This is a genomic window from Microbacterium sp. TS-1, assembly GCF_000509385.1.
Taxonomy (GTDB): Bacteria; Actinomycetota; Actinomycetes; order Actinomycetales; family Microbacteriaceae; genus Microbacterium; species Microbacterium arborescens.
Genome location: NZ_BASQ01000001.1, coordinates 51,192 through 77,021, shown reverse-complemented (window position 1 = coordinate 77,021; position 25,830 = coordinate 51,192). Strand labels below are relative to the sequence as shown.

The window sequence follows — 25,830 nt, the reverse complement described above, 5'->3', positions numbered from 1 at the left end:
CTCGCTGACAGCGTGCGCCCGGCAGGGGTGGCCTAGCCTGGAAGCAATATGGCGCATCTTCTGGGAGCCGAGGGCCTTCGCCTCGAGTATCCGACCAAAGTGGTGTTCGACGGGGTCTCCCTCGGTGTCGACGAGGGCGACCGCATCGGCATCGTGGGCCGCAACGGCGACGGCAAGTCGAGCCTTCTGCGCATGCTCGCGGGGCTCGTCGAGCCCGACTCCGGCCGGGTGACCGTCCGCGGTGGCATCCGCGTGGGGGTCCTGGCGCAGGCCGACGACCTCGACGACGACCTCCGGGTGCGCGACGCCGTCGTCGGTGACCTGGCCGATCACGAGTGGGCGGGCGACGCCCGGGTGCGCGACGTCATCGCGGGGCTTCTCGGCGATCTCGACTGGGAGGGCCCGATCCGTGGTCTCTCGGGCGGTCAGCGTCGCCGGGTCTCCCTCGCCGCGCTCCTCGCGGGCGATCACGACGTCATCTTCCTGGACGAGCCGACGAACCACCTCGACGTCGAGGGCATCTCGTGGCTCGCAGAGCACCTCAAGCGCCGGTGGTCGGCGGGTTCCGGTGCGCTCCTGGTCGTGACGCACGACCGCTGGTTCCTCGACGAGATCTGCACCGCGACGTGGGAGGTCCACGACCGGATCGTCGAACCGTTCGAGGGCGGCTACGCGGCGTACATCCTGCAGCGGGTCGAGCGCGACCGGCAGGCAGCCGCCATCGAGGCCCGGCGGCAGAACCTCGCCCGAAAGGAACTGGCCTGGCTGCGCCGCGGCGCCCCCGCCCGCACGTCGAAGCCGAAGTTCCGCATCGACGCCGCGAACGAGCTGATCGCCGACGTCCCCGAGATCCGCGATCGGGTCGCGCTGCAGTCGCTCGCGGTGTCGCGACTGGGCAAGGATGTCGTCGACGTCCTCGACGCCGGTGTCAGCTACGGCGACCGGGTCGTGCTCGAGAAGGTCGAGTGGCGCATCGCGCCGGGCGAGCGCACCGGCATCCTCGGCGTGAACGGCGCCGGCAAATCGACCCTCCTGGGGCTCATCTCCGGCACCGTCGAGCCGACCGCGGGACGCGTCAAGCACGGCAAGACCGTCAAGGTGGCGACCCTCTCGCAGCGCATGAGCGAGCTCGACGAGCATCTCGACGAGCCCGTCCGCGTCGTCATCTCGAACCTCCGCACCAGCTACACGATCGGATCGGGGTCGAAGGCGCAGGAGCTGACGCCGGGGCAGCTGCTGGAGCGGATGGGCTTCAGCTCGGCGCAGCTGTCGACGCCTGTCAAAGACCTCTCGGGCGGACAGAAGCGGCGTCTGCAGCTGCTGCTCATCCTGCTCGACCAGCCCAATGTGCTGATCCTCGACGAGCCGACCAACGACCTCGACACCGACATGCTCGCGGCGATCGAAGACCTCCTCGACTCGTGGGCGGGCACGCTCATCGTCGTCTCTCACGACCGGTACTTCCTCGAGCGCGTGACCGACCAGCAGTACGCCATCCTCGGCGGACGGCTGCGACACCTTCCCGGCGGCGTCGACGAGTACCTGCGTCTGCGACGCGAGCAGCCTCAGCGCACCGGCGCGAACGCTGCGACCTCGGCCCCCTCCTCGGGTTCGGGCACAGGATCGACGAGCCCGGCGGCTCCGACGCTGAGCGGAGCCGAGCGCCGCGCCGCCGAGAAGGAGATCTCCGCCATCGATCGCCGACTGGAGAAGATCCAGGGCGAGATCGCGGCCGTCGATGCGCAGCTCGCCGATGCACACGACGACTTCGAGCGGATCATGGGGCTGCAGCGACGACGCGACGAGCTCGTCACCGAGACGACCACGCTCGAGGAGCGGTGGCTCGAGCTCGGCGAGGCCATCGACGGCTGACTGCGCACGGCACGACGAAGCCCCCGGCGCGATGCGCACCGGGGGCTTCGTTGCGGATCAGACGAGTCCGTTGTCCTCGAGGAACTTCTTCGCGATCGCGGCCGGCTCGAGCTTGTCGACCGTGCTCTGGACGTTCAAGGCGACCAGGGCCTCGGGGGTGAGCTTCGCGCTGACGGCGTTGATGGTGTCCTCGACCTCGCCCGCGAGATCCTTGTTGACGACCGGGACGACGTTGGACGCGAGGAAGAGCCCCTCGGGGTCTTCGAGCACGACGAGGTCGTCGGTCTGGATGCGCGGGTCGGCCGTGAAGACGTTCGCGACGTTGACCGTGCCGGCGACGAGGTCGTCGACCGTGGTCTCGCCGGTGGCCTGGAAGCCGACCTCGATGCCGTAGGTGTCGGCAAGGCCCGTCGGACCGTAGGGACGCTGCTCGAGCTCGGCAGGACCGCCGAGGGTCAGCGGCTCGGTGACGTTCGCGAGGTCGGCGATCGTGGTCAGGTTCCACTGCTCGGCGAACGCCGCCGTCACGGTGTACGAGTCCTGGTCGCTCGCGGTCGCCTGGTCGAGCACCGTGAGGTTCTCGGGGAGCGCGTCGGCGAGAGCGGCGTACACGTCCTCGGAGGTGCGGGCGGTGGTGTCCTCGTCGAAGTACTGCAGCAGGTTGCCGGTGTACTCGGGGAACAGCGTCAGCGACCCGCTCTCGAGCTCGGGCAGGTACGCCTCGCGCTGACCGGTCGTGAACTGACGGTCGACGGTCTTGCCAGCACCCTCGAGGGCCTGCGCGTAGATCTCGGCGATGATCTCGTTGGAGTAGTAGTCCTGGGAGCCGATGACGATGGTGCCGTCGGCCGGGGCCGCCGACTCGCCGCCGCCCTCCGCGAGCGGGTCGGAGCTCGCGCATCCGGCGAACAGGGTGGTGGCGGCGAGCACGCCGACACCGGCCGTCAACAGGCGGCGGGTGGTGAAGCGGGACATGGGTTCCTCTTTTCGGTGATGCGAAGGTTCGGTGCTGTGGGTCGGGATGGTCGGTCAGGCGGTCGCGGCGACGGGCCGGCGGCGGCGCTGCGGGGCGTCGGCGGCACGGACGCCACGCGGCACGCTGAGGCGTTGGAGGAGGGCGAAGACGGCGTCGAGCAGGAGGGCGAGCAGCGCGAGGATCAGGGCGGCGCCGAGCACCTGGTCGATCGCGCGGAGGTCGATGCCCTGGATGATGCGGAAGCCGAGCCCGCCGAGGTCGGTGTACCCGGCGATCGTGACGGTCGCCACGACCTGCAGCACGGCCGAGCGCAGCCCGCCGATCAGCAGCGGCAGGCCGAGGGGCACCTCGACACGCCAGAGGATCTGCCACTCGGTCATGCCGACCGCGCGAGCCGCGTCGATCGTGCGTCGATCGATCGCCTGAAGCCCGCTGTACGCGCCCGCGAGGAGCGGCGGGATCGCGAGCACGACGAAGGTGATGAACGCCGCCTCGGTCTTCTGGGTGACGCCGAGCAGCAGGATCAGCAGGATCAGCAGTCCGAACGACGGGATGGCGCGGGCTGCTCCCGACACGGCGACGGCGAACTCGCGTCCCTTGCCCGTATGACCGATGGCCCAGCCGATCGGCACCGCGATGAGCGCGGCGATCACGACTGAGACGAAGGTGTAGAACAGCTGCTGGCCGATCAGGAACGGCACCGAGTTGCTGCCGGTGTACTGAGCGGGGTCGAGCACCCAGGCGATCGCGTCGACGAAGACGTTCATGCGGTCGCCTCCCGTCGGCGGCGCGCGCGGCGGTCGCGTCGGACCGATCCGGCGTGCGCCCACGGCATGACGACGCGTCCGATGACGACGAGCAGCGCGTCGATGACGAGAGCGATGATCGCGACGGCGAGGATGCCCGCGAACACCTCCTCGAGCAGACGGCGCTGGATGCCGTTGGTGAAGAGATACCCGAGGTTCGTGACGCCGACGAGGATGCCGACGGTCGCCAGCGACACGGTCGAGACGGCCATGACCCGCAGGCCCGCGAGCAGCACCGGGCCCGACAGCGGCAGGTCGACCGCCCAGAACCGGCGGAATCCGCCGTATCCCATGGCCGTCGCCGCCTGCCGGACGCCCGGGTCGACCGAGTCGAACCCGTCGGCCACCGAACGGGTCTGGATCGCGATCGCGTAGATCGTCAGGCCGACGATGAGGTTCGTCTCGGTACGGATGCCGTATCCGAGTGCACTGGGAAGCAGCACCAGCAGGGCGAGAGAGGGGATCGTGTAGAGCAGTCCCGTGAGGGTGATCACCCACCCGCGCAGCAGGCGGTAGCGCCACGCGACCCAGCCGAGCGGCACGGAGAGCACGAGTCCCAGCACGATCGCGATGACGCTCTGCCGGATGTGATCGAGGGCGAGCGAGAAGATGAGGTCGAGGTTCGACCAGATCCACGACACCTCAGGCGTCTCCTTCGACCAGGGCGCCCTGCGTGCGCCCCTCGGAGTCGACGAGCACCGCACCGTTGGCCGTCCGCTCGACGTGCAGGGCGCGCTTGCCCCGGTCGACGCCGATGAAGCTCGCGACGAACTCGTCTGCCGGGTCGCGGATGATCTCGCTGGGCGAGCCGACCTGGAGCTTGTGGGCACCGGCCGCGAGGATCACGACCTGGTCGCCGAGGAGGAAAGCCTCGTCGATGTCGTGGGTGACGAAGACGACGGTCTTGCCGAGCTCGCGCTGCAGACGCAGCAGCTCCTGCTGCAGCTCGTCTCGCACGATGGGGTCGACCGCCCCGAACGGCTCGTCCATGAGGAGGATGTTGGGGTCGTTGGCGAGGCCCCGGGCCACCCCCACGCGCTGCTGCTGACCGCCCGACAGCTGGCTCGGATAGCGGTCGGCCATGCGCGTGTCGAGGCCGACCGTCTCCATGAGCTCGAGCGCCCGGCGACGCGCATCGCGCCGACTCGTGCCGGTGAGAACGGGCACCGTGGCGATGTTGTCCGCGACGGTGAAGTGCGGCAGCAGACCCGAGTTCTGCATGACGTAGCCGATACGGCGGCGCAGCTGCACCGGCGATCCGGTCGCGACGCTCTCGCCGTCGATCTCGATGGCACCGGAGGTCGGCTCGACCATCCGGTTGATCATGCGCAGGAGCGTCGTCTTGCCGCACCCGGACGATCCGACGAAGACGGTCGTCTTGTGCGAGGGGATGACGAGCGAGAAGTCCTGCACCGCCCGGGTGCCGTCGGGGAACTCCTTGACGACGTCGCGGAACTCGATCACGCGCTCAGCTCTCGATGACGACCGAGCGGTCGAACGCGACGTATCCCGAGAAGTCGGTGCCCACGCGCTCGATCGCGGTCGGATAGGGCGTCGGGTACGACCATGCCTTGTCGGGCGAGCCGGCGACATCGAAGTACTGGGCGTCACCCTTCCAGGCGCACGTATAGGGCGTGTCGCTCTCGGTCAGGACTCCCGGCGCGACGCTCCGCGGCGGGAAGTACCAGTTGCCCTCGATCCGGACGAGATCGCTCTCGTCGGCTTCGGCGATGATCGTGTCGCCCAGTCGTGCACGCATGGCGCCGCCCTCCCGTTGTGGTCTCTCACGCTAGCGTTCGGAGCCGACACCCGGGCCGTGTTGCGTCATGTCGCGAAATGGACTAAAGCAGCGCATCCCGACCCGGCGGTCAGTACCAGAGACCGACGCGCGGCACCGTCGTCGACGCGAACATCCGCGTGGATGCCGCGAGGTCGGTGCCCGTCAGTCGGCCGGCCCGCCCGAGAGTCTCGGGCGACACACCACCGAGATAGACGGCGGCGAGCTCGACGACCGACAGGTCGAGCACATCGGCGCCGGTCGTATCGGCATCCGCCGCCGTCGACACCGTGCCCGCGCCGCCGTCATCGATCGTCAGGAGGTACTCCCCCGTAGCGATCCCGAGCGGATCGCTCACTCGCAGCAGCAGGCGACCCGCGGCACCATAGGTGCGCGCACGGAGGGCGGCAGGCACATCCACGATGCGCAGGTACTGGTGGTCGAAGACCGAGACCGACGCCGCCCGCCGGTCCCCGATCATCCACAGCACCGGCTCATCGACCGAGCACAGCTCCGCGCGGACGTGGGCCACCAGATCGAGCTCGAGCAGGAACCGCCAGAGCGCGGCGTAGGCGTCGTCGGTCTCGACGATGAGAATCGTGACCTTCGCGGTGCCCTTGACGATGTCGCGCTCGTGCGGCGCGAGCGTGTAGGTGAGGATGCCGCGCACCTCGCCCGCCGCGTCACGGTACTGCACGCACCGGATGTCGCCGCCGTCCTTGGCATCGGGGTCGGTGCCGGTGAAGCGATCGCCGTGTCCCGGCGGCAGCGCGATGTCGCCCGGGGTGCGGCGACGCGTGCGCTAGTGGAGCGTTGCGACGACGTCGCGCGCGGAGGTCCGGTCGATGAAGTCGAGACGACCGTCGGGCGTGGGACCCGCCCAGCGCACCCGACGGGTGTCGATGTCGAGGATCGCGGCCGATGCCGCCGACGCGAAACCGTAGCGGCCGTAGAGCGTGGACTCGGTCACCGTGAGCATCGCGATCGGCAGCCCGGCCGCTGCGACGGTGCGGACCTCGCCCTCCAGGAGGGCGCGAGCGATGCCGCGGCGGCGGTGCGTCTGCGCGACCGTGACGGCGCTGATGGCGCCCGCGGGGATCGTCCCGCCCGGCACCGTGAGTTCGGACGGCCACGACGCGATCGTGCCGACGGCGACCTCGGGCATCGGACCGCTCTCGTCGAACACGCCCGTCAAGCGTCGCGCGCTGTTGCGACCGCGCGCGCCCGCGATCTGCTCGGCCGAGCGCTCGCCGTCCTGGAAGCCGCGCGAGACCGCCTGGATCCACCCCTCGAAGGCCGGCTCGTGCGGGGGCACGGTCCGATAGGTCAGGCCGCGCTCGGCGAGGGAACGACGGGACGCCTCGTCGACGTCGCGATGCAGGAGGGGGTTCGGGGTTTCGGTCATCGTGTCATCACTTTCGCGCCCGTCACCGGGCCGGAGACATGACGGGCCCGGTGGCCCATCGCGGACAGGTCGTGCTCGATGCTCTGCGCGGCGGTGGCATCGGCCGCCAGGAAGGCGAGGGTGGGCCCGGAACCGGACACGAGACCCGCGAGGGCGCCGAACTCGCCGGCGCGATCGAGCAGCTCACGCAGGTCGGGACGCAGCTCGCATGCCGCTTCCTGCAGGTCGTTGCGCAGGGCCGTCGCGAGCAGGTCGGGAGAGCCGGACCGCAGGGCCTGCAGCACGACAGGGTCGACCTCCGGCGGTTCGGGACGCGGCGCGATGTCGGGACGGCGATCGGCGCGCAGCCGATCGAGCTCGGCGTAGACCTCGGGGGTCGAGAGCCCGCCGCCGTCGGCGATGACGAGGACCCAGTCGAAGCGCGCTCGCCCCAGCGCCGGGCTCAGTCGATCCCCGCGTCCCGTGCCGACGGCGCTGCCGCCCATGAGCGAGAAGGGGACGTCCGCACCCAGGCGCGACGCCATCTCCTGCAGAGCGGGCGAGGTCAGCCCCGCCCCCCACAGGGCGTCGCACGCCACCAGTGCGGCCGCGGCGTCCGCCGAGCCCCCGCCCATCCCTCCAGCCACCGGGACGGCCTTGCGGATGTCGAGGTGCACGCCGCCGAGATAGCCGACCTCGCGCGCCACCATGCGGGCAGCACGCAGGGCGAGGTTCCGATCGTCGAGCGGAACGCCGGGCACGGGCGCGCCGGTCTCGTCGCGGACGCTCACGGTGAAGTCGTCCGCCGGGGTGGCCACCAGGTCCTCGTAGAGCGAGACGGCCTGATAGACGGAGGCGACGTCGTGGTACCCGTCGTCCTGCACCGATCCGACGTCGAGGAACAGGTTGATCTTGCCGGGTGCCCGCACACGCACGCGGTCGGGGACGGCACTGAGGCTCATGACCCGTCCGGCCCGTCCCAGATCGAGCCGATGCGAGCCGCGATGTCGTCGATGCGCCGCAGCTCGTCGTCGGTCAGGTCGGGACCATCGAGGGCGGCGAGGTTCTCGTCGAGCTGAGCCGTGCGCGATGCGCCGATGAGAGCCGACGCGACCACGGGGTCGCGCAGCGTCCACCGGATGGCGAGCTGCGCGAGGGTCTGCCCGCGCTCGCGGGCGAGGTCGCCCAGCTCGCGCAGCCCTGCCAGCGCCGATGCCGACAGCCGCCCGTCGTCCGGCAGCGAGAAGCGCTGCATGGACCGCTCCGACGTGCCGTCATCGAGGTATCGCCCCGTCAGGAGTCCCTGCTGCAGCGGCATGAAGCCGATGGCACCCATCCCGTCGGTCCGCAACTGGTCGGTGAGGCCGTCCTCGATCCAGCGGTTGAGAATCGAGTAGGAGGGCTGGTGGATCACCAGCGGCGTGCCGAGGTCGCGTGCCACCGCGGCGGCGCGCGCGGACCTCTCCGCCGAGTACGACGAGATCCCGACGTAGAGCGCCTTGCCCTGACGCACGAGCGCGTCGAGCGCGCCGACCGTCTCCTCGATCGGGGTCGTGTCGTCCTCGCGGTGGGAGTAGAAGATGTCGACGTAGTCGACGCTCATCCGCTTCAGCGACTGCTCGGCGCTCGCGATGAGGTACTTCCGCGACCCGTGGTTGCCGTACGGGCCGTCCCACATGTCGTATCCCGCTTTCGACGAGATGATGAGCTCGTCGCGGTAGGGGGCGAGATCCTCGCGCATCATGCGGCCGAAGTTCGTCTCCGCCGAGCCGTAGGGCGGCCCGTAGTTGTTCGCGAGGTCGAAATGCGTGATGCCGCGGTCGAAGGCGTGACGCAGCACCTCGCGCTGGCGGTCGAAGGGGATGTTGTCGCCGAAGTTCCACCACAGCCCGAGCGAGATCGGGGGCAGGAACAGTCCGGACGAGCCGACCTGGCGGTACCCGCTGCTCTCGTAGCGATCGGGTGCTGCGGTGTAGGGACGGTGCAGGTCTCCGCCGCGCGAAGCGGGGAAGCGGGGCGAGGCGGTCACGATCCGAGCCTATCGACAGCTCGTCGGGCCGAGCCCCGCCCCCGCAGGGATATCCGAGGTGCACGGAAACACCGATGTAACGGAGAATGTCTACTCTGCCTAAGAAGACATCTTTCCCCGAGGAGGAAACCCTGGCCCTTTCCGCTCTGCCCCGCCGCGAGAACCCCTGGATCGATCTGCCCGCGCAACGCGACGACGTCGTCTTCGACGAGGGCGTTCTGCGCCTGGTCCACGACACGACGACGCCCGAAGCCGCCCGCACCGCGGATCTGCTGCTGCTCGCGGAGGCGTTCGACGCCGCCGGCATCCGCGTGCTGATGATCCGTCACGATCTCCACACCCCCGCGCTCGCGATCGACCTCGCGGACGCGGAGCGGACGGCGACGGCACTGCGCACTCTCGGTCGGCGCGAGCCGCTGTATCTGAAGGCGAAGGGAACGGCTCCGGTGTTCGCTGCCGACGCCGTCATCCCCGACTCCGCGCCGCACGCCCTCCGCGCGTACCGTCCGCGCGTGACCGCGACGGGAGGCCGGCGCTACGACCACGAGTACGGCGTGCGGGTGGAGTTCTGGCGTTTCGGCGAGACCTCCGTGGAGGCCCCGCAGGCCAACGCGCTCATGCGGCGCATCACGCCCGCTCAGGACGTGGACATCGTCACGGCGACCCGGTACGGCCGCGAGTGGCAGACCGTCGCGGGCATGCTCGACCCCCACCCCCGCGAGATCACCCACGACGTCGACATGGTGTTCTCGTGGGTCGACGGCTCGGCGAGCGAGTTCCAGCGGCAGCGCGCGGCGCAGTTGTCGGAGTACGTCGTCGGCGAGGGCGACGACGGCCCGGCCCGGTACCGCCACGTCGACGAGCTGCGCTACGCGCTGCGCAGCGTCCACATGTACGCGCCCTGGGTCCGCCGCATCTTCATCGCGACCGACTCCCCCGCCCCCGCATGGCTCGCCGACCACCCGAAGGTGACGATCGTTCGCAGCGAGGAGTTCTTCGCCGATCCGTCTACGCTCCCGACGCACAACTCCCACGCCGTCGAAGCGCAGCTGCACCGCATCGAGGGGCTCGCGGAGCACTTCCTGTACTCGAACGACGACATGTTCTTCGGTCGCCCGGTGCACCCCGAGCTGTTCTTCTCGCCCGGCGGCGTCTCGTCGTTCGTCGAATGCGACGTTCGCATCGGCTCGGGCGACCCGCGGCTCGAGCGGTCGGGTCACGACAACGGCCTGCGCGTCAACCGTGCCCTCCTGCAGGAGCGGTTCGGCCGCGTCATCGTCCGCGACCTGGAGCACTGCGCCGCTCCGCTGCGCCGCAGTGTGATGCAGGAGCTCGAGGAGACCTTCCCCGAGGACTTCCGCCGCACCGCGGCATCCCGCTTCCGCGCCGCGACCGACATCTCGGTGACGAACTCGCTGTACCACTACTACGCGATGTTCACCGGGCGTGCACTGCCGACGTCGGTGCCGCGCACACGGTACGTGCAGACCACGCTCGCGCGTTCGCTCGCCGGGATGGAGCGTCTCGCGAAGCGCCGCGACATCGACATGTTCTGCCTGAACGACGGCGGCGAGACCGAGGTACCCGAAGAGATCCGCGTGGCGTCGCTGCGCGACGTGCTGGAGCGGATGTTCCCGATCCGGGCGCCGTGGGAGATCCCGGCCGTCAGCGAAGGACGGGTACGGGACGCGTCGGCGGCGCGCTCCGGCGTGAAGCGCTGACGGGAGCGATCCCGGCCTCGGCCAGTCGCCGCTGGGCCTCGCCGGCGTCGGTGTACTCCAGCGTCGTCGGCGCGTCGATCGGCACCACCGAGTGCACGACCGTGTCGTCGTAGACGTGCACGAAGTTGAACGACTGGGCGCCGTCCTGCGGGCGGGTACCGCCCACCGGGACCGTGAGGTCCTGCGCGTAGCAGGTCGACGAAGCCACCGAGACCGGGATACCGGCGAAGGTCGCGAAGGTCGAGTAGTGCAGGTGCCCGGCGATGATGGCGCGGACGTCGGATCCGGCCAGGACGGCGGCGAGCGAGCGCTGGTCGCGCAGCTCGACGCTCGCGGCCAGCGGCAGCACGCTGGGCACCGGCGGGTGGTGCATCGCGAGGATCGATCCGAGCGGCGCGGGCGTCGAGAGCACCTCGCGCAGCCACGCGAGCTGCGCGGGGCGCACTTCGCCGTGGTGTGAGCCGGGAACGCTCGTGTCGAGCGTGATGAGCCGGAGCCCGTCGATCTCGTCGACCCGGTCGGCCGCCTCAGCGGTGCCGGACTCGCGCCACAGCGTCTCGCGGAAGCCGGCACGGTCGTCGTGATTGCCCATCACCCAGAACACGCGCGTCTCGAGGCGCTCGGCGAACGGCTCGACCAGGTCGCGCAGCTCGGCATAGGCGCCGCGCTCGCCGAGGTCGACGAGGTCGCCGGTGAAGACGATCCCGTCGGGACGGAGGGCCGCCGCCTCGATCGCGTCGAGGGCGCGGCGCAGGTGCGCGGCCGCGTCGACGCGGTCGAAGAGCTGCGAGCCGGCGGCTCGCAAGTGGGTGTCGCTCAGGTGCAGCAGCACCCTCTCGGGTGCCGGGTACTCGGCGCTTCGCATCGTCTCTTCCGGGTCGGGTGATGCTCGCCGCGACGCTCGCGGCTCGCCCCGAATGTTACCGGCATGTTTCGGGAGAACCCGATGACGCGCTGATGATCATTCAGTGAACGGATGCCGCCAGCCGTACGAAATCGTCGATCGTGAGCTGCTCGCCGCGCAGGGTCGGGTCGATGCCGACGGCCTCGAGAGCGGCGGACGCCGTCGCCGCGGTGCCGCCGAACAGCGGTGAGACCGCCTGACGGAGCATCTTGCGGCGCTGTCCGAACGCGGCGTCGATGATCTGGAAGGTGCGGCGGCGGAGGTCTTCGTCGCCGCGGGGCTCGGCGTCCCGCTCGAAGGCGACCAGCAGGCTGTCGACGTTGGGAACGGGCCAGAACACCTGCCGCGACACCGTCCCGGCGAGGCGCCACGATCCGTACCACGCGGCCTTCGCGCTCGGCGAGCCGTAGATCTTCGAGCCGGGCGCGGCGGCGAGCCGTTCCGCGACCTCGGCCTGGACCATCACGACACCGCGCTGCAGGTACGGAAAGGTCTCGAGGAAGTGCAGCAGCACGGGCACGCTGACGTTGTAGGGCAGGTTCGCCACGAGCACCGACGGCTCACCCGGCAGCTCGGTGACCCGGAGCGCATCGGCGTCGACGACCGTCAGCGCATCGGCGTCGACGCCGTGCCGAGCCGCGGTGACCGGCAGGTGCGCGGCGAGGCGGTGGTCGATCTCGACGGCCGTGACACGCGCACCCGCTTCGAGGATCGCGAGCGTCAGCGAGCCCAGCCCCGGGCCGATCTCGACGACGCGCTCGCCCGGCTGGACGCGCGCCGCGTGCACGATCTTGCGGACGGTGTTGGCGTCGACGACGAAGTTCTGCCCGAGCTTCTTGGTCGGAGTCACGTCGAGTTCGGCCGCGAGGGCGCGGATCTCGGCGGCACCGAGCAGGGTCACAGGCATGAGGACCAGCCTAGTTGCGCCGCGCCGCGCCGCCCCGCGGACGACGCGACGCGCGGCTCATGCGTCGGCGGATGCGGCGGCGGCAGCCCGCGCGGCGCCGGGCAGCGCCTCGAGGATGCGGCCGAGGGCGACGTCGTCGTGCGCTGCCGTGAGGAACCACGCCTCGAACGCCGAGGGGGGAAGCGACACCCCCGCCTCGAGCATGGCGTGGAAGAAGGCCGCATAAGCCCCGGCATCCTGACGCGTCGCCGTCTCGTAGTCGGGGACGCCCGCGACGACCGCCGAGCCGAAGAAGACGCTGAAGAGCGTCCCGGCCCGCTGGACGACGTGCGGCACACCGGCGGCATCGAGCGCGGCCGAGGCCGCGACCGAGACCGTGTCGGCCGCTCGCGAGATGCGGGCGTAGACGTCCGAGTCGGCCAGGCGGAGCGTCGCGAGCCCCGCGGCGACAGCGACGGGATTGCCCGAGAGCGTGCCGGCCTGGTACACCGGCCCGAGGGGCGCCAGCAGATCCATGATCTCGGCGCGTCCCGCCAGCGCGGCGACGGGGAGGCCGCCGCCGACGACCTTGCCGAAGGTCAGCAGATCGGGCGCGACGTCCTCCCCCGCCTCGCGCAGGACTCCCCAGTATCCCGACGGCCCCGAGCGGAACCCGGTCAGGACCTCGTCGCTGATGAGCAGCGCGCCGTGGCGGTTCGTCAGCTCGCGGAGGAAGGTCGTGAAGCCCGGCGCGGGCGGGACGACGCCCATGTTCGCGCCGGCGGCCTCGGTGATCACCGCGGCGATGTTCGCGCCGTGCTCGGCGAAGACGGCTTCGAGAGCGGCACGGTCGTTGTAGGGCACCACGAGGGTCTGCGCGGCGATGGGGGCGGGGACGCCCGCGGATCCCGGCAGTGCGAGGGTCGCGAGCCCGGAGCCGGCCTGCGCCAGCAGGCCGTCGGAGTGGCCGTGGTAGTGACCCGAGAACTTCACGAGCAGATCGCGCCCGGTCGCCCCGCGCGCGAGACGGATGGCGGTCATGGTCGCCTCCGTGCCCGTCGAGACGAGGCGGATCTTCTCGGCGATCGGCACCCGGCGACGGATCTCCTCCGCCAGCTCGGTCTCGGCGGGTGTCGATGCGCCGAACGACAGACCGCGTCGAGCGGCGTCGACGACGGCGTCGATGACCTCGGGATGCGCGTGACCGACCAGCGCCGGGCCCCAGCTGGCGACGAGGTCGACGTAATCACGCCCCTCCGCGTCGGTGACATAGGGGCCGGTCGCCGACACGTAGAAACGGGGCGTGCCGCCCACCGATCCGAAAGCGCGGACCGGCGAGTTCACGCCGCCGGGGATGACCGCCCGGGCACGGTCGAACAGTTCGTCGTTGCGGGTCATGCGAAGTCCTTTCCGGCGCGGAGCCAATCGGCCACCTCGCGGGCCCAGTAGGTGAGGATGACGTCGGCGCCGGCGCGCCGGATGCCTACGAGCGACTCGGCGATCGTGCGCTCGCGGTCGATCGCACCGGCGCGGGCAGCGAGCTCGATCATCGCGTACTCCCCCGACACCTGGTACGCCCACACGGGCACCGTCGCGGCATCGGCGACACGAGCGAGCACGTCGAGGTAGGGGCCGGCGGGCTTGACCATGACGTAGTCGGCACCCTCGGCGATGTCCTGCATCGCCTCGGCCACGCCCTCTCGCCCGTTGGCGGGATCGAGCTGGTAGGTGCGACGGTCGCCCTGCAGGGTCGACTCGACGGCGTCGCGGAACGGCCCGTAGTAGGCCGAGGCGTACTTCGCGGAGTAGGCCAGCAGCGCGACGTCGCTGTGTCCGGCCTCGTCGAGCGCGGCTCGGATGACGGCCACCTGGCCGTCCATCATCCCCGACAGCCCCAGCACTTCGGCGCCGGCCCGGGCCTGGGCGAGCGCCATCCGGGCATAGACCTCGAGAGTCGCGTCGTTGTCGACCGAGCCGTCGGCGGCGAGCAGGCCGCAGTGCCCGTGATCGGTGAACTCGTCGAGGCACAGGTCGGCCTGCACCGTGATGCGTCCCTGCGCCGCGTCGCGCGCCACACGGATCGCACGGTTGAGGATGCCGTCCTCAGCGACCGCCCCCGAGCCCTCGGCGTCTCGGACGGCGGGCACGCCGAACAGCATGATGCCGCCGACGCCCGCGTCCGCGGCATCCGTCACGACGCTCGCGATGGCCTCGATCGGATGCTGCATGACGCCCGGCATGCTGGCGATCGGCAAGGCCTGGTCGATGCCCTCCTTCACGAAGACCGGCAGCACGAGCTGCGCGGCGACGAGGTGGTGCTCGGTCGAGAGGCGGCGCATCGCGGGGGTGCGACGCGTGCGGCGCAGGCGCCGCTCGGGGAAGGTGCTCATGGGGAATCCTCTGGTGCGGGTCGCGCGTCGAGCTCTGCGATGAGGGCGTCGACGCTCTGCGAATGTGCGGTGTGGTGCACGGTGTAGCCGAGCTTCTCGGCGTCGCGCGTGGTGCCGGGGCCGATCGAGGCGATGAACACCTCGCGCCCGGGGATGCCGACCTGGCGGCGGAGCTCGCGCCCGACGCTCAGCGACGTGAGCAGGACGGTGTCGATCCTCCCGGTGCGCACCTCGTCGGCGATCTCGGGGGTCAGATCGACCCCCACCGTCCGGTACGCGATGCAGACGTCGACCTCGTAGCCCTGGAGCTCGAGCTCGTCGCTGATGACGGCCATCGCGAGATCCGAGCGGAGCACGAGACAGCGCCCCGTCGATCGCGGTGAGCGACCGGCGCACCACTGGGCGATCATGTTCGTCGCGGACGAGGTGCCCACCGGCACGAACTCGACCTCGAAGCCCGCGTCGGCGACGGCGCGCGCGGTCGGCCGCCCGACGGCGGCGATGCGTGTTCCGATCGGGATGCTCACGCGCTGCGCGACGAGCTGCTCGACGGTGGCCGCGCTCGTGATGAAGACCCAGGCGTACTCCCCCGCCGCCAGAGCGGCGAAGGCCGCGTCGCGGGCCGCGAGGTCGCGTGGGGGCCGCGACTCGATGAGGGGTGCGATCACACCCGTCGCGCCGCGGCGCTCGACCTCGGCGCGCACGCGCTCACCCCAGGCTCCCCCGCGGGGGATCAGGATGCGGCGCCCGCTGAGACCGCCCGTCATCGGCTCGTCCCCGGCAGATCGGCGATGTCCGCAGCACCGCCGTCCAGCAGCTCGGCGACGACGTCGGCGGCGACCGACTCACGCTCGCCCTCGGAGGTCAGGTCGGCGCGCAGGGCACGCTGGGCGCGCACCGTGCGGTCGCCCCCGGGCGCGTACACCTCGGCGACGAAGACGGACTCGGCTGCGAGCCCGGTGACCGAGATCCCGACCGGCGCGGCGCATCCGGCCTCGAGTCGGCGGAGGACCGCGCGCTCGAGGAGGGCGCGCGAGGACGACTCGGCGTCGTCGATCAGCGCGACCGCGCGGCCGATGGGCCCGTCGAGGTCGACCGTGCGGATCTCCACCGCGAGCGCTCCCTGCCCGGCCGACGTCGGCCACCGGTCGAGCCCGAAGACCTCGCCGATGGCGCCGTCGCGCTCGATGCGCCGCAGTCCCGCCTCGGCGAGGACGATGGCGTCGTAGTCGCCGTCGCGCATCTTCCGCAGACGCGTGTCGATGTTCCCGCGGATGTCGCGCACGCGCAGGTCGGGTCGGCGGCGCAGCACCTGGGCGACGCGGCGCGGCGACCCGGTGCCGATGACGGCCCCCTCGGGCAGTCCGTCGAGGGTCGTCTGGGCGGTCGGCCCGCAGAGCACGTCGCGCTGCGGGGCCCGTGGCGGCACCGCCCCGATGGTCAGTCCGGGGTAGGGCGCGGTGGGAAGGTCCTTCATCGAGTGCACGACGAGGTCGCAGTCGCCCCGCAGCAGAGCCTCGCGCAGGGCGGTGGCGAACACACCGGTACCGCCCATCTGCGCGAGCGAGCCGGTCAGCACATCACCGTCCGTCGTGATCTCGACGAGCTCGACGGGGATGCCGGTCGCATCGGTGATCGCGTCGGCGACATGGCGCGACTGGGTCGTGGCGAGCAGGCTCGCGCGGGTCCCGAGACGCAGGACGGGGACGTCGGTCGCGTCGGCGGCGTGAGTGCCGGCTGTCACGGCGCCACCCCCGCGAGCGCCGGCTGGAAGCCCAGACGCTTGTTCTCGCAGCATCCCGGTCGGCATACGTCGTACCAGGGCCCCAGCGAGGTCACGGCGGGGCGCTCGTCGGCGGGTGTGCCCTTGAGCCGCTCCTCGACGAGGTCGACCAGACCCGCCACGTAGGCCGGGTGCGTGCTGGGCGACGCGGTGCGCACCGCGAACAGTCCGTGCTCCTCGGCCGTCTCCATCGCTTCGGTGTCGAGGTCCCAGAGCACCTCCATGTGGTCGCTGACGAACCCGAGCGGCACGATCAGCACCGCCTTGCGCCCCGCGACGGGAAGCTCGGAGATCGCGTCATTGATGTCGGGCTCGAGCCACGGCACGGACGGCGGGCCCGACCGGCTCTGGAACACCAGCTGCCAGGGGCTCGTCGTGCCGAGCTCGGCGACGATCGCCTCGGCGACCGCGGTGTGCTGGGCGACGTACGCGCCACCGGGGCCGAAGCCGCGCTCGGGCGGGCCGGAACGGTCGGCGTCGGAGTTCGGGATCGAGTGCGTCGAGAAGAGGATCTCGATGTCCTCGTCGGCGATGCCGCGCTCGCGCACCTTCGCGAGTCCGTCGCGGATGCCGTCGACGAAGGGGGCGACGAACCCGGGGTGGTCGAAGAATTGCCGGACCTTGTCGATCTCGACCTCGCCCGCCAGTCCCGTCGCTTCCATGGCGTCGGCCAGGTCTTCGCGATACTGGCGGCACGAGGAGTACGAGCTGTAGGCGCTGGTGGCGATCGCGATGACGCGACGGTGCCCATCGGCGTGCAGCTCGCGCAGCGCGTCGTCGACGTACGGCATCCAGTTGCGGTTGCCCCAGTAGACCGGCAGGCCGAGGCCGCGCGCGGCGATCTCCGTCTCGAGGGCGGCCTTCAGCTCGCGGTTGTGCTGATTGATGGGAGACACCCCGCCGAAGTGACGGTAGTGGTGGGCGACCTCTTCGAGGCGCTCGTCGGGGATGCCGCGACCAGCCGTGACGTTGCGCAGGAACGGCAGGACGTCGTCCTGGCCCTCGGGGCCGCCGAAGCCGAGAAGGAGGAGCGCGTCGTACGACGTGGGCTCGCTCACGTGGGGTGCTCCCCCGCACGACGCGGGACCGGCGGCGGGAACCGCGCAGCCGGGCGCACACGGCGGGGCGCTCTGGGCACGCGGGGGCTTGGGACGGAACTCGTTCGCGCTCATCAGGACAGCACCTCCGCCAGCTCGGACACCTCGACGCGTCGTCCGGTGTAGAAGGGCACCTCTTCGCGGACGTGACGCCGCGCATCGGTGGCGCGCAGGTCGCGCATGAGGTCGACGAGGCTGATCAGCTCGTCGCTCTCGAGCGGCAGCAGCCACTCGTAGTCGCTCAGGGCGAAGGTCGAGACGGTGTTGGCGATGACGTCCGAGAACTTCGCACCGCGGCGGCCGTGCTGGGCGAGCATCGCCGAACGCTCCTCCTCGGGCAGCAGGTACCACTCGTAGCTGCGCACGAACGGGTAGAGGCACAGCCAGTCGCGGGCGGGCTCGCCGCGGAGGTAGCCGGGAACGTGCCGCTTGTTGAACTCCGCCTCGCGATGAACGCCCATGGCGCTCCATTCGAGGTCGAAGGCGGCGAGGGCCGCCGTGCGGCGCAGTTCGCGCAGCGCGCGCTGCAGAGCCGCCGGATCGTCGTCCGAGCCGGAAGCCGTGTGCAGCCACACCATCAGGTCGGCGCCCGCGCGCATGCCGGTGACGTCGTACAGTCCGCGCACGGTGACGCCGGCCTCGGGCAGACCGGCGACGACGCGCTCGAGCTCGGCGAGGTCGGCGTCGGTGGGCGCTTGGTGACGCGGTCGCGGACCGGCGAGGATCGCGAAGAGGGTGTAACCGAGCGGGATCTGTTCGGTCATCAGGACTCCTTTCGAACGGAGGGAACAGCGAAGAGCTCATGGGCCAGCGCGCGGGCGTGCGGAATGACCGAGGCGAGCCCGGTACCGGCCGCGACGGCTCCGGTGACGTGGATGCCGCGGGCCGCGGCATCCATCACCGTCGCCGTCCAGGAGTCGGACTCGGCCGGCACGACGGCGTCGCGCCACCGGGTGGTGATGACCTCCCCGATGTCACCGCGATCGACGCGAGCGCCCGTGAGGTGGGAGATCTCGCGCGCCACGGCCTCGGCGGAGTCGAGGCCCGCGGTGTCGTCGGCGCGCGCCGAGAGGCGAACGAGGTGCGTCCCCTCCGGCAGCGCTTCTCGCGCCCAGGCCCACTTCGCGTCGATGTGGGTCAGGGCCTTGGCCGCGGTACGCGCACCCGGAGCGACGATGACGCCCGATCCGACGGGCTCCGCAGACAGGTCGTCGGAGGTGACCGCCGCGGTGAGCAGGCGGACCGCGGGCTGGATCGGTGCTGTCGCCCCCGCATCGATGGCGCGGCTGTCTCGCCCGAGCAGATTCGCGGCACCCCGCGGGCCGGTTGCGATGACGACGTGATCAGCGCGGATCGTCTCGCCGTCCGCGAGCGTCACCGCGACGCCGGATCCGGGCGCCGGGTCGACCCGGCCGACCGCGGTGCCGGTGCGGATCACCGCGCCGCGTTCGGCGGCGAGGCGTGCGACGGCGTCGGCGAGCCGCCACATTCCTCCGGCGATTCCCCCGACGGCGGTTCCGCCCGGAGCGTTCGGGGCGACCTCCGCAGCTGCCGCCAGCAACGAGCCCGTGCGCTCGAACGCCTCCCACATCTTCGGGTGAAGACGCGGGAGCGGAACGGCCGCGGCGGGCTGCGAGTAGATGCTGCGGCAGAGCGGATCCACGAGGTCGCGGAGGAGCCCTTCGCCGAGGCGCTCTTCGACGACGTCGGCGAGCGAAGCGGTGGGATCGACGGGCGCGTCCAGAACCTCGGCGGCAGCTCGCTCGGCGGCGCGGTCGCCGACGATCGCGACGACGTCGGGTGCCAGCGGGTCGGCCGGGATGCCGATGACCGTCCGTCTCGGCAGGGGCAGCCGGCTCCACCGGGCGCCGGGCAGGCCGACGCCGTGCTGCGATACCAGGTGCGCGGGCCCCGACCGCGGTGCGACGACCTCGAGCGGCAGGGCGAAGTCGGCGATGAGTCGCGGCACCGCGTCGGTGCGCTTCGCGAAGGACTCCGCCCCCAGGTCGATGTCGACCCCCGCGATGCGCCCGCGGCGCAGCATCCCGCCGATCTGATCGTCGGATTCGACGACAGTCGCGCGCGCTCCCGCGGTCACGGCCTCGAGCGCGACGACGAGCCCGGCGATGCCGGCCCCGACGATGACGACGTCGGTCTCGACGGTCATGCCGACCGCCACGCGTGGACGGTGCGCACGACGGAGCTGATGGCGTCGGGATCCGCCTCCATGGGCACTCCGTGACCCAGGTTGAACACGTGTGCGCGTGCCGCGCGCCCGGCCTCGAGGATGCGCGCGATCGCCGCGTCGCGGACCTCGGCCGGAGCGAAGAGCAAGGCGGGGTCGAGGTTGCCCTGCAGCGTCAGGTCGCCGCCGACCCGACGAGCGGCCTCGTCGAGGGGCACGCGGTAGTCGACTCCAAGGGCGTCGATGCCGATCGAGGCCATGTCACGCAGGATCTCGCCCGTCCCGACACCGAAGTGCACGAGCGGGATGTGATCGATGCCCGCGCCGGCGGGGACCGGGAGCGCGCGCACGGCTTCGAAAGAGGCCGCGGATGCCGGCAGCGCCGCCACACGGTAGTCCTCGGGCGGCAGGCCCCCCGCCCACGAGTCGAACAGCTGCGCGGCACTGGCGCCGGACTCGACCTGCAGCGCGAGGAACTCCCCCGTCACGCGGGCGAGCCACTCCGTCAGCGCTCGCCAGGCAGCCGGGTCTTCGTGGATCAGGCGGCGGGCGGCCAGATGATCCTTCGACGGCCCTCCCTCGACGAGGTAGGCGGCGAGGGTGAACGGGGCACCGGCGAAGCCGATGAGCGGCAGCGGCTCGCCGCGCGACTCGGACTCCTCGGCCAGCATCCCGGTCGTCAGCTCCACGGCGCGGGCGATCGCCTCGCCGCGCTCTCGCACGAGAGCGGGATCGATCTCGACCGCGCGGGCGATGTCGGCCGCCGTGCGCAGCGGCTGGGCGAAGACGGGGCCGCGCCCGGCCGCGATCTCGACCTCGATGCCGAGGATCGCCAACGGCACGATGATGTCGCTGAAGAAGATCGCCGCGTCGACGCCGTGGCGGCGCACGGGCTGGAGCGTGATCTCGCTGGCGAGCTCGGGCGTCAGGCAGGCGTCGAGCATCGTGCCCTGCGAGCGCAGCGCACGGTATTCGGGCAGCGACCGGCCGGCCTGGCGCATGAACCAGACGGGGGTTTTCTCGACGCGTTCGCCGAGCAGGGTGCGCACGAGCCGGCTCGAGCCGGTGGCGTGCGTGACGAGAGGGTGGGCGGATGCCGGAATGATGATCTCCTCGAATGAGTTAATCGATATACTAGTCACGATTCCAGGGGGTTCTTCCGCACGTGCTCGTCGCTCTCACCGCGCATCAGCGCTCCACGCCGCTCGCTTCACTCGAGCGACTCTCCGTCATCGGAGACGAAGTCGGCACCCGGTTGACAGAGGCCCATGACGCCATCCAGGGTGCTGTCGTCCTGGCGACCTGCAACCGCTTCGAGGCGTACTTCGACCTGCGCGACGACGCCGACTTCCCCTCGACGATCCCGGCGATGGACGCCGCGATGGAAGAGATCGCGAAGCTGAGCGATCTGCCGTACCGAACCGTCCGCGAGACGGTCGACTTCGCCCACGGCAACAAGGTCGCTCATCACCTCTTCTCCGTGGCGTCCGGCCTCGACTCGGTCGCCGTCGGCGAGGACGAGATCGCCGGCCAAGTGCGTCGCGCGCTCGACGACGCGCGACGGGGCGGGCTGACCACCGCTCCCCTCGAGCACCTCTTCCAGCGGGCCACCGAGACCTCACGCGCCGTGAAGAACAGCACGCGCATCGGGGAGTCGGGCCGTTCGCTCGTGCGACTCGCCCTCGAGCTCGCGTCCTCGCGCGTGGCGGACTGGTCCGCGGCGCGCGTGCTGCTGGTGGGCACCGGCCGCTACGCCGCGGCATCCCTCGCCGCGCTGCGCGACAAGGGCGCCGTCGACGTCCGCGTGCACTCTCGCTCGGGCCGCAGCCGCTTCGCCCAGCGTGAGCACCTCGTCGCCGTCGACGCCGAGCACTACGCCGAAGAGGCGGCCGCTGCCGACGTCATCGTGACCTGCACGACGACCACCGACACCTACGCGCTCACCGCCGCCGAGCACGCCGCCCGCCGGGCCGGCGCCGATCGCACGCAGCTCATCATCGACCTCGGGCTGCCCCGCAATGTCGACCCCGCCCTCCGCGACGTCGCCGACATCGAGCTGCTCGATCTCGAGACCATCCGCATCCACGCCCCGATCGACGAGTTCGCCACGCTCGACGAGGCACGCGAGATCGTCGCCGGCGCTGCGGCCCGCCACGCGGCGGCGCGGCGCGTGCACGAGGTCGCGCCGTCGGTCGTGGCGATGCGCGGATACATCACGGGCATCCTCGACGACGAGCTCGAGCGTGCACGGCTGCGCGGCGAGTCCCCCCAGGTCGAGGCCGCACTGCGCCACTTCTCGGGTGTGCTGCTGCACCGTCTCATCGCCCAGGGTCACACCCTCGCGTCCTCCGGCTCGGGTGCGGCCTGGGCCGATGCGGTGGCGACCGTGTTCCCGGCTGCGGCCGAGGCGTCCACGACCACCGGCGCCGTTCCGACCGAGCGCGCCCCGGGTGGCGCGCAAGCCGGAGTCGGCCGGTCATGACGCGGCAGGTGACCCTGAAAGACATCGCGCTGCGCGCGGGTGTCTCCACGGCCGCCATCAGTCAGGCCCTCAACGATCGCGGGAGCCTGCGTCCCGAGACGCGCGAGCGCATCAAGGCGATCGCGGCCGAGCTCGGATACCAGCCCAACAAGTACGCCGCGGCGCTGCGGAGCGGCCGCACGATGTCGGTGGGCTTCGTCGTTCCCCAGGATGCCGAGCTCGACCTGTCCAAGCGCGGTGCACTGCATCGCAGCCGGCACATCGGCGCGCTCGTCAGCGCTGCAGCCGATCAGGGCTTCACGGTCACGATGCTGCCCGCCGCGCGGCCCGACCTGCTGCGCGGCGCGCAGATCGACGTCGTCTACTTCGCCGAGGTGGCCGCCGACGATCTGCTGCTGCGCGAGGCCATCGCCCGCGGCATCCCCGTCGCCACGAACGACCTCTACGTCGACACCGAGCTGTCGATCACCGTCCGCACCGGCTACGACGAAGCGGTGCGCGCCGCCCTCGCCCTGCTTGAGGCCGGCGGGGCGCGGCGTATCGGGTTCCTCGTCGACGATGCGGGCTCGCCCCGCGACGAGATCGGCGAGACCGCGTACCGCGCGTGGAGCACCGTGCGCGGTCGCGACCCGCTCGTGGCTTACCTCGATGCCGAGCACGGCGCGCTCCCCCGCCGGGTCGGCGAGCTGCGCGACGCGGGCGCCGACGCGATCTTCTCGTTCGCCGAGGAAGGCCCGGCCATCTACCTGCAGCTCGAGGAGATGGACTTCGTCATCCCGCGCGACATGCAGTTCGTCGCCCTCTGCACGAGCGATTGCGCCGTCAACACGCGGCTCGGTGTCACGCACGTCTGCGTGCACCCGGAGCTCGCTCCCGCCGCGATGTTCCAGGCCCTCAGCAGCATCCGCGACGCCGGGGCACCCGATGTCATCGATCTGCCCTGGGAAATCGTGCGCGGCTCGTCGACGCGCTGAGGCTTCAGAACTCGCCGTAGACCTCGAGCGTGTTCGCGGCGATCTGAGCCGACAGCTCGTCGACGTCGATTCCCAGCTCGGCCGCGATGAAGCGAAGCGTCACGGGGATCAGGTACGGCGCGTTGGGCCGCCCCCGGTGCGGGGTCGGCGTCAGGAACGGCGCGTCGGTCTCGACCAGGATCCGCTCGCGCGGCGTGACCGCGAGGGCGTCGCGCAGGTTCTGCGCGTTCTTGAAGGTCACGTTCCCGGCGAAGCTCAGCCAGTAGCCGCGGTCGGCGGCGATCCGCGCCATGTCGGCGTCGCCCGAGAAGCAATGGAAGACGGTGCGCGCGGGAGCACCGACGCGCTCGAGGGTCTCGAGGACCGCATCGTGCGCGTCGCGGTCGTGGATCTGCATCGCGATGCCGTGCTTCTTCGCGAGCTCGATGTGCGCCTCGAAGCTCTCGAACTGGGCGGGCAGCCCGTCCTTCTCGGTGCGGAAGAAGTCGAGGCCCGTCTCGCCGATCGCCCGCACGCGGGGCTGCGCCGCCAGCTCGTCGATGACGGCGACGGCCTCGTCGAGGCGGCCGGCCTCGGCGTACAAGGGCGCCTCGTTCGGATGGATGGCGACGGCGGCGAGCACGCGCGGGTGGGATGCCGCCGCCCACGCCGACCACCGCGACGACTCGATGTCGCCGCCGGCTTGGACGACGCCGATCACCCCGACGGATGCAGCGAGCTCGAGCTGCTCGTCCAGCGAGCGGGGCTCGTCGCCATCCTCGATCTCGAGGTGCGTGTGGTTGTCGTACACCGGCACCGTCAGCGGTTCCGGCGCCTCCGGCCAGCGCACATCCCTCGCCGCCTGGGATCGCTGCCGCACATACTGCGACACGTCATCCGTCGACTCGCCACGAAGCGACGGTGTCGAGTCGGCCGGATCCGCGTTCTTCGGCGAGTCGACCATGCTCAGGCGGGCTGCTCGACTCGGGGGAACAGCGGGGCGAGGCCGTTGACCGTCGTCCCAGCGGGGAGCACACCCCAGCTGCCCGCCTCCCGCAGCGGCTGGTCCTCGAGCCGTGCGTCGATGCCGAGCGCCACCCAGAGCTTGCCGGTCGACTCGGGCATCACGGGAGACAGCAGCACCGCGAGGGCGCGCAGCCCCTCCGCGGCCGTGTACAGCACGGTGCCGAGTCGCGCACGCTGGGCGTCGTCCTTCGCGAGAGCCCACGGCTCGTTCTCGGTGATGTAGCCGTTGAGCGCATCGACGATCGCCCAGATGGCTCCGATCGCCTCATCGGGCCGGAACCGCTCCATGGCGGCATCCGCGGCATCGGCGGCCTCGGCCACGACGCGCTGGATCGCGAGGTCGCCCTCGGAGTACTCGGCCGGCGGCGGAACGATGCCCTCGAAGTAGCGCTCGATCATCGCGATCGTCCGCGACGCGAGGTTGCCGAACCCGTTGGCGAGCTCGGCCTGGTAGCGCGCGGAGAGGTCCTCCCACGAGAAGGACCCGTCCTGGCCGAACGCGATCGCGGAGAGGAAGTAGAAGCGGTAGGCGTCCGAGCCGAACACGTCGGTGATCTCGGTCGGGGCGATGCCGGTGAGCTTGGACTTCGACATCTTCTCGCCGCCGACGAGCAGCCAGCCGTGCGCGAAGACGCCGCGGGGCACGTCGAGACCGGCCGCCATCAGCATGGCGGGCCAGATCACCGCGTGGAACCGCAGGATGTCCTTGCCGACGACGTGATACGCGGGCCAGCGGCGCGCGAACTCGTCGGGGTCGGTGCCGTACCCGATCGCGGTGGCGTAGTTGAGCAGCGCGTCGACCCACACGTAGATGACGTGCGACGGGTCCCAGGGAACCGTGATCCCCCAGTCGAACGCCGACCGCGAGATCGAGAGGTCCTTCAGCCCCGACTTCACGAACGAGACGACCTCGTTGCGCGCCGACTCGGGACGCACGAAGTCGGGGACGGTCTTGTACAGCTCGAGCAGGCGGTCCTGGAACTCGCTGAGCTTGAAGAAGTAGTTCTTCTCCTGCAGCAGCTCGAGCGGCTTCGAGTGGATCGCGCAGACCTTGAGTCCCTCGAAGGCGCCGGTGCCGTTCACGATCTCGGCCTCGGGCTTGAACTCCTCGCAGCCGACGCAGTACAGCGCCGCGTACTCGCCCGCGTAGATGTACCCGCGGTCGAACAGCGTCTGCACGAAGACCTTCACACGCTCCTCGTGACGCTCCTGCGTCGTGCGGATGAAGTCGTCGTTCGCCACGTCGAGGGTGCGCAGCAGCGGGAACCACGACTCCTCGACGAGCTTGTCGACCCACTCCTGAGCGGTGACGTTGTTCGCCGCCGCGGCGCGGAGCATCTTCTGGCCGTGCTCGTCGGTCCCCGTCAGCATCCACGTGTCGTCGCCCGCCTGGCGGTGCCAGCGCGCGAGCGTGTCCACCGCCACCGTCGTGTAGCCGTGCCCGATGTGGGGCAGGTCGCTCGGGTAGTAGATCGGCGTGGTGATGTAGAAACTGCGGCCGTTGCTCACCCCGAGATTCTAGTTCGAGTGCGCGGACCGCCGGTGCCGTGTGTCGCGGC

The 25,830-nt window shown here is 71.2% G+C and carries 25 protein-coding genes; 4 read left to right on the top strand and 21 right to left on the bottom strand.

Going from position 1 to position 25,830, the window contains the following annotated elements; translation table 11 throughout:
• The first annotated feature begins 48 nt into the window (after nt 1-48).
• Nucleotides 49-1,872: an ABC-F family ATP-binding cassette domain-containing protein gene (locus MTS1_RS00295; protein ID WP_023950329.1), complete on the top strand. Its 1,824-nt coding sequence runs from the start codon at nt 49-51 to the stop codon at nt 1,870-1,872.
• Between the two features lie 57 nt (nt 1,873-1,929).
• Here MTS1_RS00295 and MTS1_RS00290 read toward each other — a convergent pair whose 3' ends face one another.
• The 9 genes from MTS1_RS00290 to MTS1_RS00255 form a co-directional block, all read right to left on the bottom strand.
• A complete protein-coding gene (locus MTS1_RS00290; protein ID WP_023950327.1) occupies nt 1,930-2,847 on the bottom strand; it encodes an ABC transporter substrate-binding protein in 918 nt (305 codons plus the stop codon).
• Nucleotides 2,848-2,901: 54 nt separating this feature from the next.
• Entirely contained in the window at nt 2,902-3,615 is a 714-nt protein-coding gene (locus MTS1_RS00285) for an ABC transporter permease (protein ID WP_023950325.1), read from the bottom strand.
• Nucleotides 3,612-4,295 (bottom strand): ABC transporter permease, encoded by a 684-nt coding sequence (locus MTS1_RS00280; RefSeq protein ID WP_023950323.1) that lies wholly within the window; start codon nt 4,293-4,295, stop codon nt 3,612-3,614. The genes MTS1_RS00285 and MTS1_RS00280 overlap by 4 nt, the downstream gene beginning before the upstream one ends.
• A 1-nt stretch (nt 4,296) precedes the next feature.
• Complete coding sequence (locus tag MTS1_RS00275) at nt 4,297-5,118, bottom strand: ABC transporter ATP-binding protein (RefSeq protein WP_023950321.1); 822 nt, start codon at nt 5,116-5,118, stop codon at nt 4,297-4,299.
• A 4-nt stretch (nt 5,119-5,122) separates the two neighbouring features.
• On the bottom strand, nt 5,123-5,413 hold the full coding sequence (locus tag MTS1_RS00270) for a DUF427 domain-containing protein (RefSeq protein ID WP_023950318.1): 291 nt from the start codon (nt 5,411-5,413) through the stop codon (nt 5,123-5,125).
• A 109-nt stretch (nt 5,414-5,522) separates the two neighbouring features.
• On the bottom strand, nt 5,523-6,200 hold the full coding sequence (locus MTS1_RS15935; protein ID WP_267879194.1) for a sterol carrier protein domain-containing protein: 678 nt from the start codon (nt 6,198-6,200) through the stop codon (nt 5,523-5,525).
• 33 nt (nt 6,201-6,233) lie between these two features.
• Nucleotides 6,234-6,836 (bottom strand): GNAT family N-acetyltransferase, encoded by a 603-nt coding sequence (locus tag MTS1_RS15930; RefSeq protein ID WP_023950314.1) that lies wholly within the window; start codon nt 6,834-6,836, stop codon nt 6,234-6,236.
• Nucleotides 6,833-7,777, bottom strand: coding sequence for a 4-(cytidine 5'-diphospho)-2-C-methyl-D-erythritol kinase (locus MTS1_RS00260; RefSeq protein ID WP_023950313.1), 945 nt, complete (start codon nt 7,775-7,777; stop codon nt 6,833-6,835). The genes MTS1_RS15930 and MTS1_RS00260 overlap by 4 nt, the downstream gene beginning before the upstream one ends.
• Nucleotides 7,774-8,844, bottom strand: coding sequence for an aldo/keto reductase (locus MTS1_RS00255; protein WP_023950310.1), 1,071 nt, complete (start codon nt 8,842-8,844; stop codon nt 7,774-7,776). The genes MTS1_RS00260 and MTS1_RS00255 overlap by 4 nt, the downstream gene beginning before the upstream one ends.
• An 86-nt stretch (nt 8,845-8,930) precedes the next feature.
• On the opposite strand from MTS1_RS00255, the gene MTS1_RS00250 reads away from it, so the two are divergent.
• Nucleotides 8,931-10,565, top strand: a complete 1,635-nt coding sequence (locus MTS1_RS00250) for a stealth conserved region 3 domain-containing protein (protein ID WP_023950308.1) — start codon at nt 8,931-8,933, stop codon at nt 10,563-10,565.
• On the opposite strand, the gene MTS1_RS00245 is transcribed toward MTS1_RS00250, so the two are convergent.
• The 10 genes from MTS1_RS00245 to hemE form a co-directional block, all read right to left on the bottom strand.
• On the bottom strand, nt 10,510-11,430 hold the full coding sequence (locus tag MTS1_RS00245; protein WP_023950306.1) for a phosphodiesterase: 921 nt from the start codon (nt 11,428-11,430) through the stop codon (nt 10,510-10,512). The genes MTS1_RS00250 and MTS1_RS00245 overlap by 56 nt on opposite strands.
• A 100-nt stretch (nt 11,431-11,530) precedes the next feature.
• A complete protein-coding gene (gene rsmA, locus MTS1_RS00240; RefSeq protein WP_023950304.1) occupies nt 11,531-12,376 on the bottom strand; it encodes a 16S rRNA (adenine(1518)-N(6)/adenine(1519)-N(6))-dimethyltransferase RsmA in 846 nt (281 codons plus the stop codon).
• A gap of 57 nt (nt 12,377-12,433) precedes the next feature.
• Nucleotides 12,434-13,753, bottom strand: coding sequence for a glutamate-1-semialdehyde 2,1-aminomutase (hemL, locus tag MTS1_RS00235; RefSeq protein WP_023950302.1), 1,320 nt, complete (start codon nt 13,751-13,753; stop codon nt 12,434-12,436).
• Nucleotides 13,750-14,745 (bottom strand): porphobilinogen synthase, encoded by a 996-nt coding sequence (gene hemB, locus MTS1_RS00230; protein ID WP_023950300.1) that lies wholly within the window; start codon nt 14,743-14,745, stop codon nt 13,750-13,752. Before hemB ends, hemL begins: the two co-directional genes overlap by 4 nt.
• Nucleotides 14,742-15,512 (bottom strand): uroporphyrinogen-III synthase, encoded by a 771-nt coding sequence (locus MTS1_RS00225; protein WP_023950298.1) that lies wholly within the window; start codon nt 15,510-15,512, stop codon nt 14,742-14,744. The genes hemB and MTS1_RS00225 overlap by 4 nt, the downstream gene beginning before the upstream one ends.
• Complete coding sequence (gene hemC / locus MTS1_RS00220; RefSeq protein ID WP_023950296.1) at nt 15,509-16,489, bottom strand: hydroxymethylbilane synthase; 981 nt, start codon at nt 16,487-16,489, stop codon at nt 15,509-15,511. Before hemC ends, MTS1_RS00225 begins: the two co-directional genes overlap by 4 nt.
• The gene (locus tag MTS1_RS00215) at nt 16,486-17,700 is read right to left on the bottom strand and encodes a ferrochelatase (RefSeq protein ID WP_023950294.1); all 1,215 of its coding nucleotides are present in this window, start codon (nt 17,698-17,700) and stop codon (nt 16,486-16,488) included. Before MTS1_RS00215 ends, hemC begins: the two co-directional genes overlap by 4 nt.
• Entirely contained in the window at nt 17,700-18,389 is a 690-nt protein-coding gene (gene hemQ, locus MTS1_RS00210; protein ID WP_023950291.1) for a hydrogen peroxide-dependent heme synthase, read from the bottom strand. The genes MTS1_RS00215 and hemQ overlap by 1 nt, the downstream gene beginning before the upstream one ends.
• Nucleotides 18,389-19,792, bottom strand: coding sequence for an NAD(P)/FAD-dependent oxidoreductase (locus tag MTS1_RS00205; protein ID WP_023950289.1), 1,404 nt, complete (start codon nt 19,790-19,792; stop codon nt 18,389-18,391). The genes hemQ and MTS1_RS00205 overlap by 1 nt, the downstream gene beginning before the upstream one ends.
• Nucleotides 19,789-20,859: a uroporphyrinogen decarboxylase gene (gene hemE / locus MTS1_RS00200; RefSeq protein ID WP_267879193.1), complete on the bottom strand. Its 1,071-nt coding sequence runs from the start codon at nt 20,857-20,859 to the stop codon at nt 19,789-19,791. The genes MTS1_RS00205 and hemE overlap by 4 nt, the downstream gene beginning before the upstream one ends.
• 116 nt (nt 20,860-20,975) lie before the next feature.
• Between hemE and MTS1_RS00195 the strand changes: the two genes are divergently transcribed.
• Both MTS1_RS00195 and MTS1_RS00190 read left to right on the top strand, forming a co-directional pair.
• Entirely contained in the window at nt 20,976-22,292 is a 1,317-nt protein-coding gene (locus tag MTS1_RS00195; RefSeq protein WP_023950285.1) for a glutamyl-tRNA reductase, read from the top strand.
• Nucleotides 22,289-23,266, top strand: coding sequence for a LacI family DNA-binding transcriptional regulator (locus tag MTS1_RS00190; RefSeq protein ID WP_023950283.1), 978 nt, complete (start codon nt 22,289-22,291; stop codon nt 23,264-23,266). The genes MTS1_RS00195 and MTS1_RS00190 overlap by 4 nt, the downstream gene beginning before the upstream one ends.
• A gap of 4 nt (nt 23,267-23,270) precedes the next feature.
• Here the strand turns inward: MTS1_RS00190 and MTS1_RS00185 are convergent, their stop codons facing one another.
• The gene (locus MTS1_RS00185; protein WP_023950281.1) at nt 23,271-24,209 is read right to left on the bottom strand and encodes a TatD family hydrolase; all 939 of its coding nucleotides are present in this window, start codon (nt 24,207-24,209) and stop codon (nt 23,271-23,273) included.
• Nucleotides 24,210-24,211: 2 nt separating this feature from the next.
• A complete protein-coding gene (gene metG / locus MTS1_RS00180) occupies nt 24,212-25,780 on the bottom strand; it encodes a methionine--tRNA ligase (protein ID WP_023950279.1) in 1,569 nt (522 codons plus the stop codon).
• Nucleotides 25,781-25,830 lie beyond the last annotated feature (50 nt).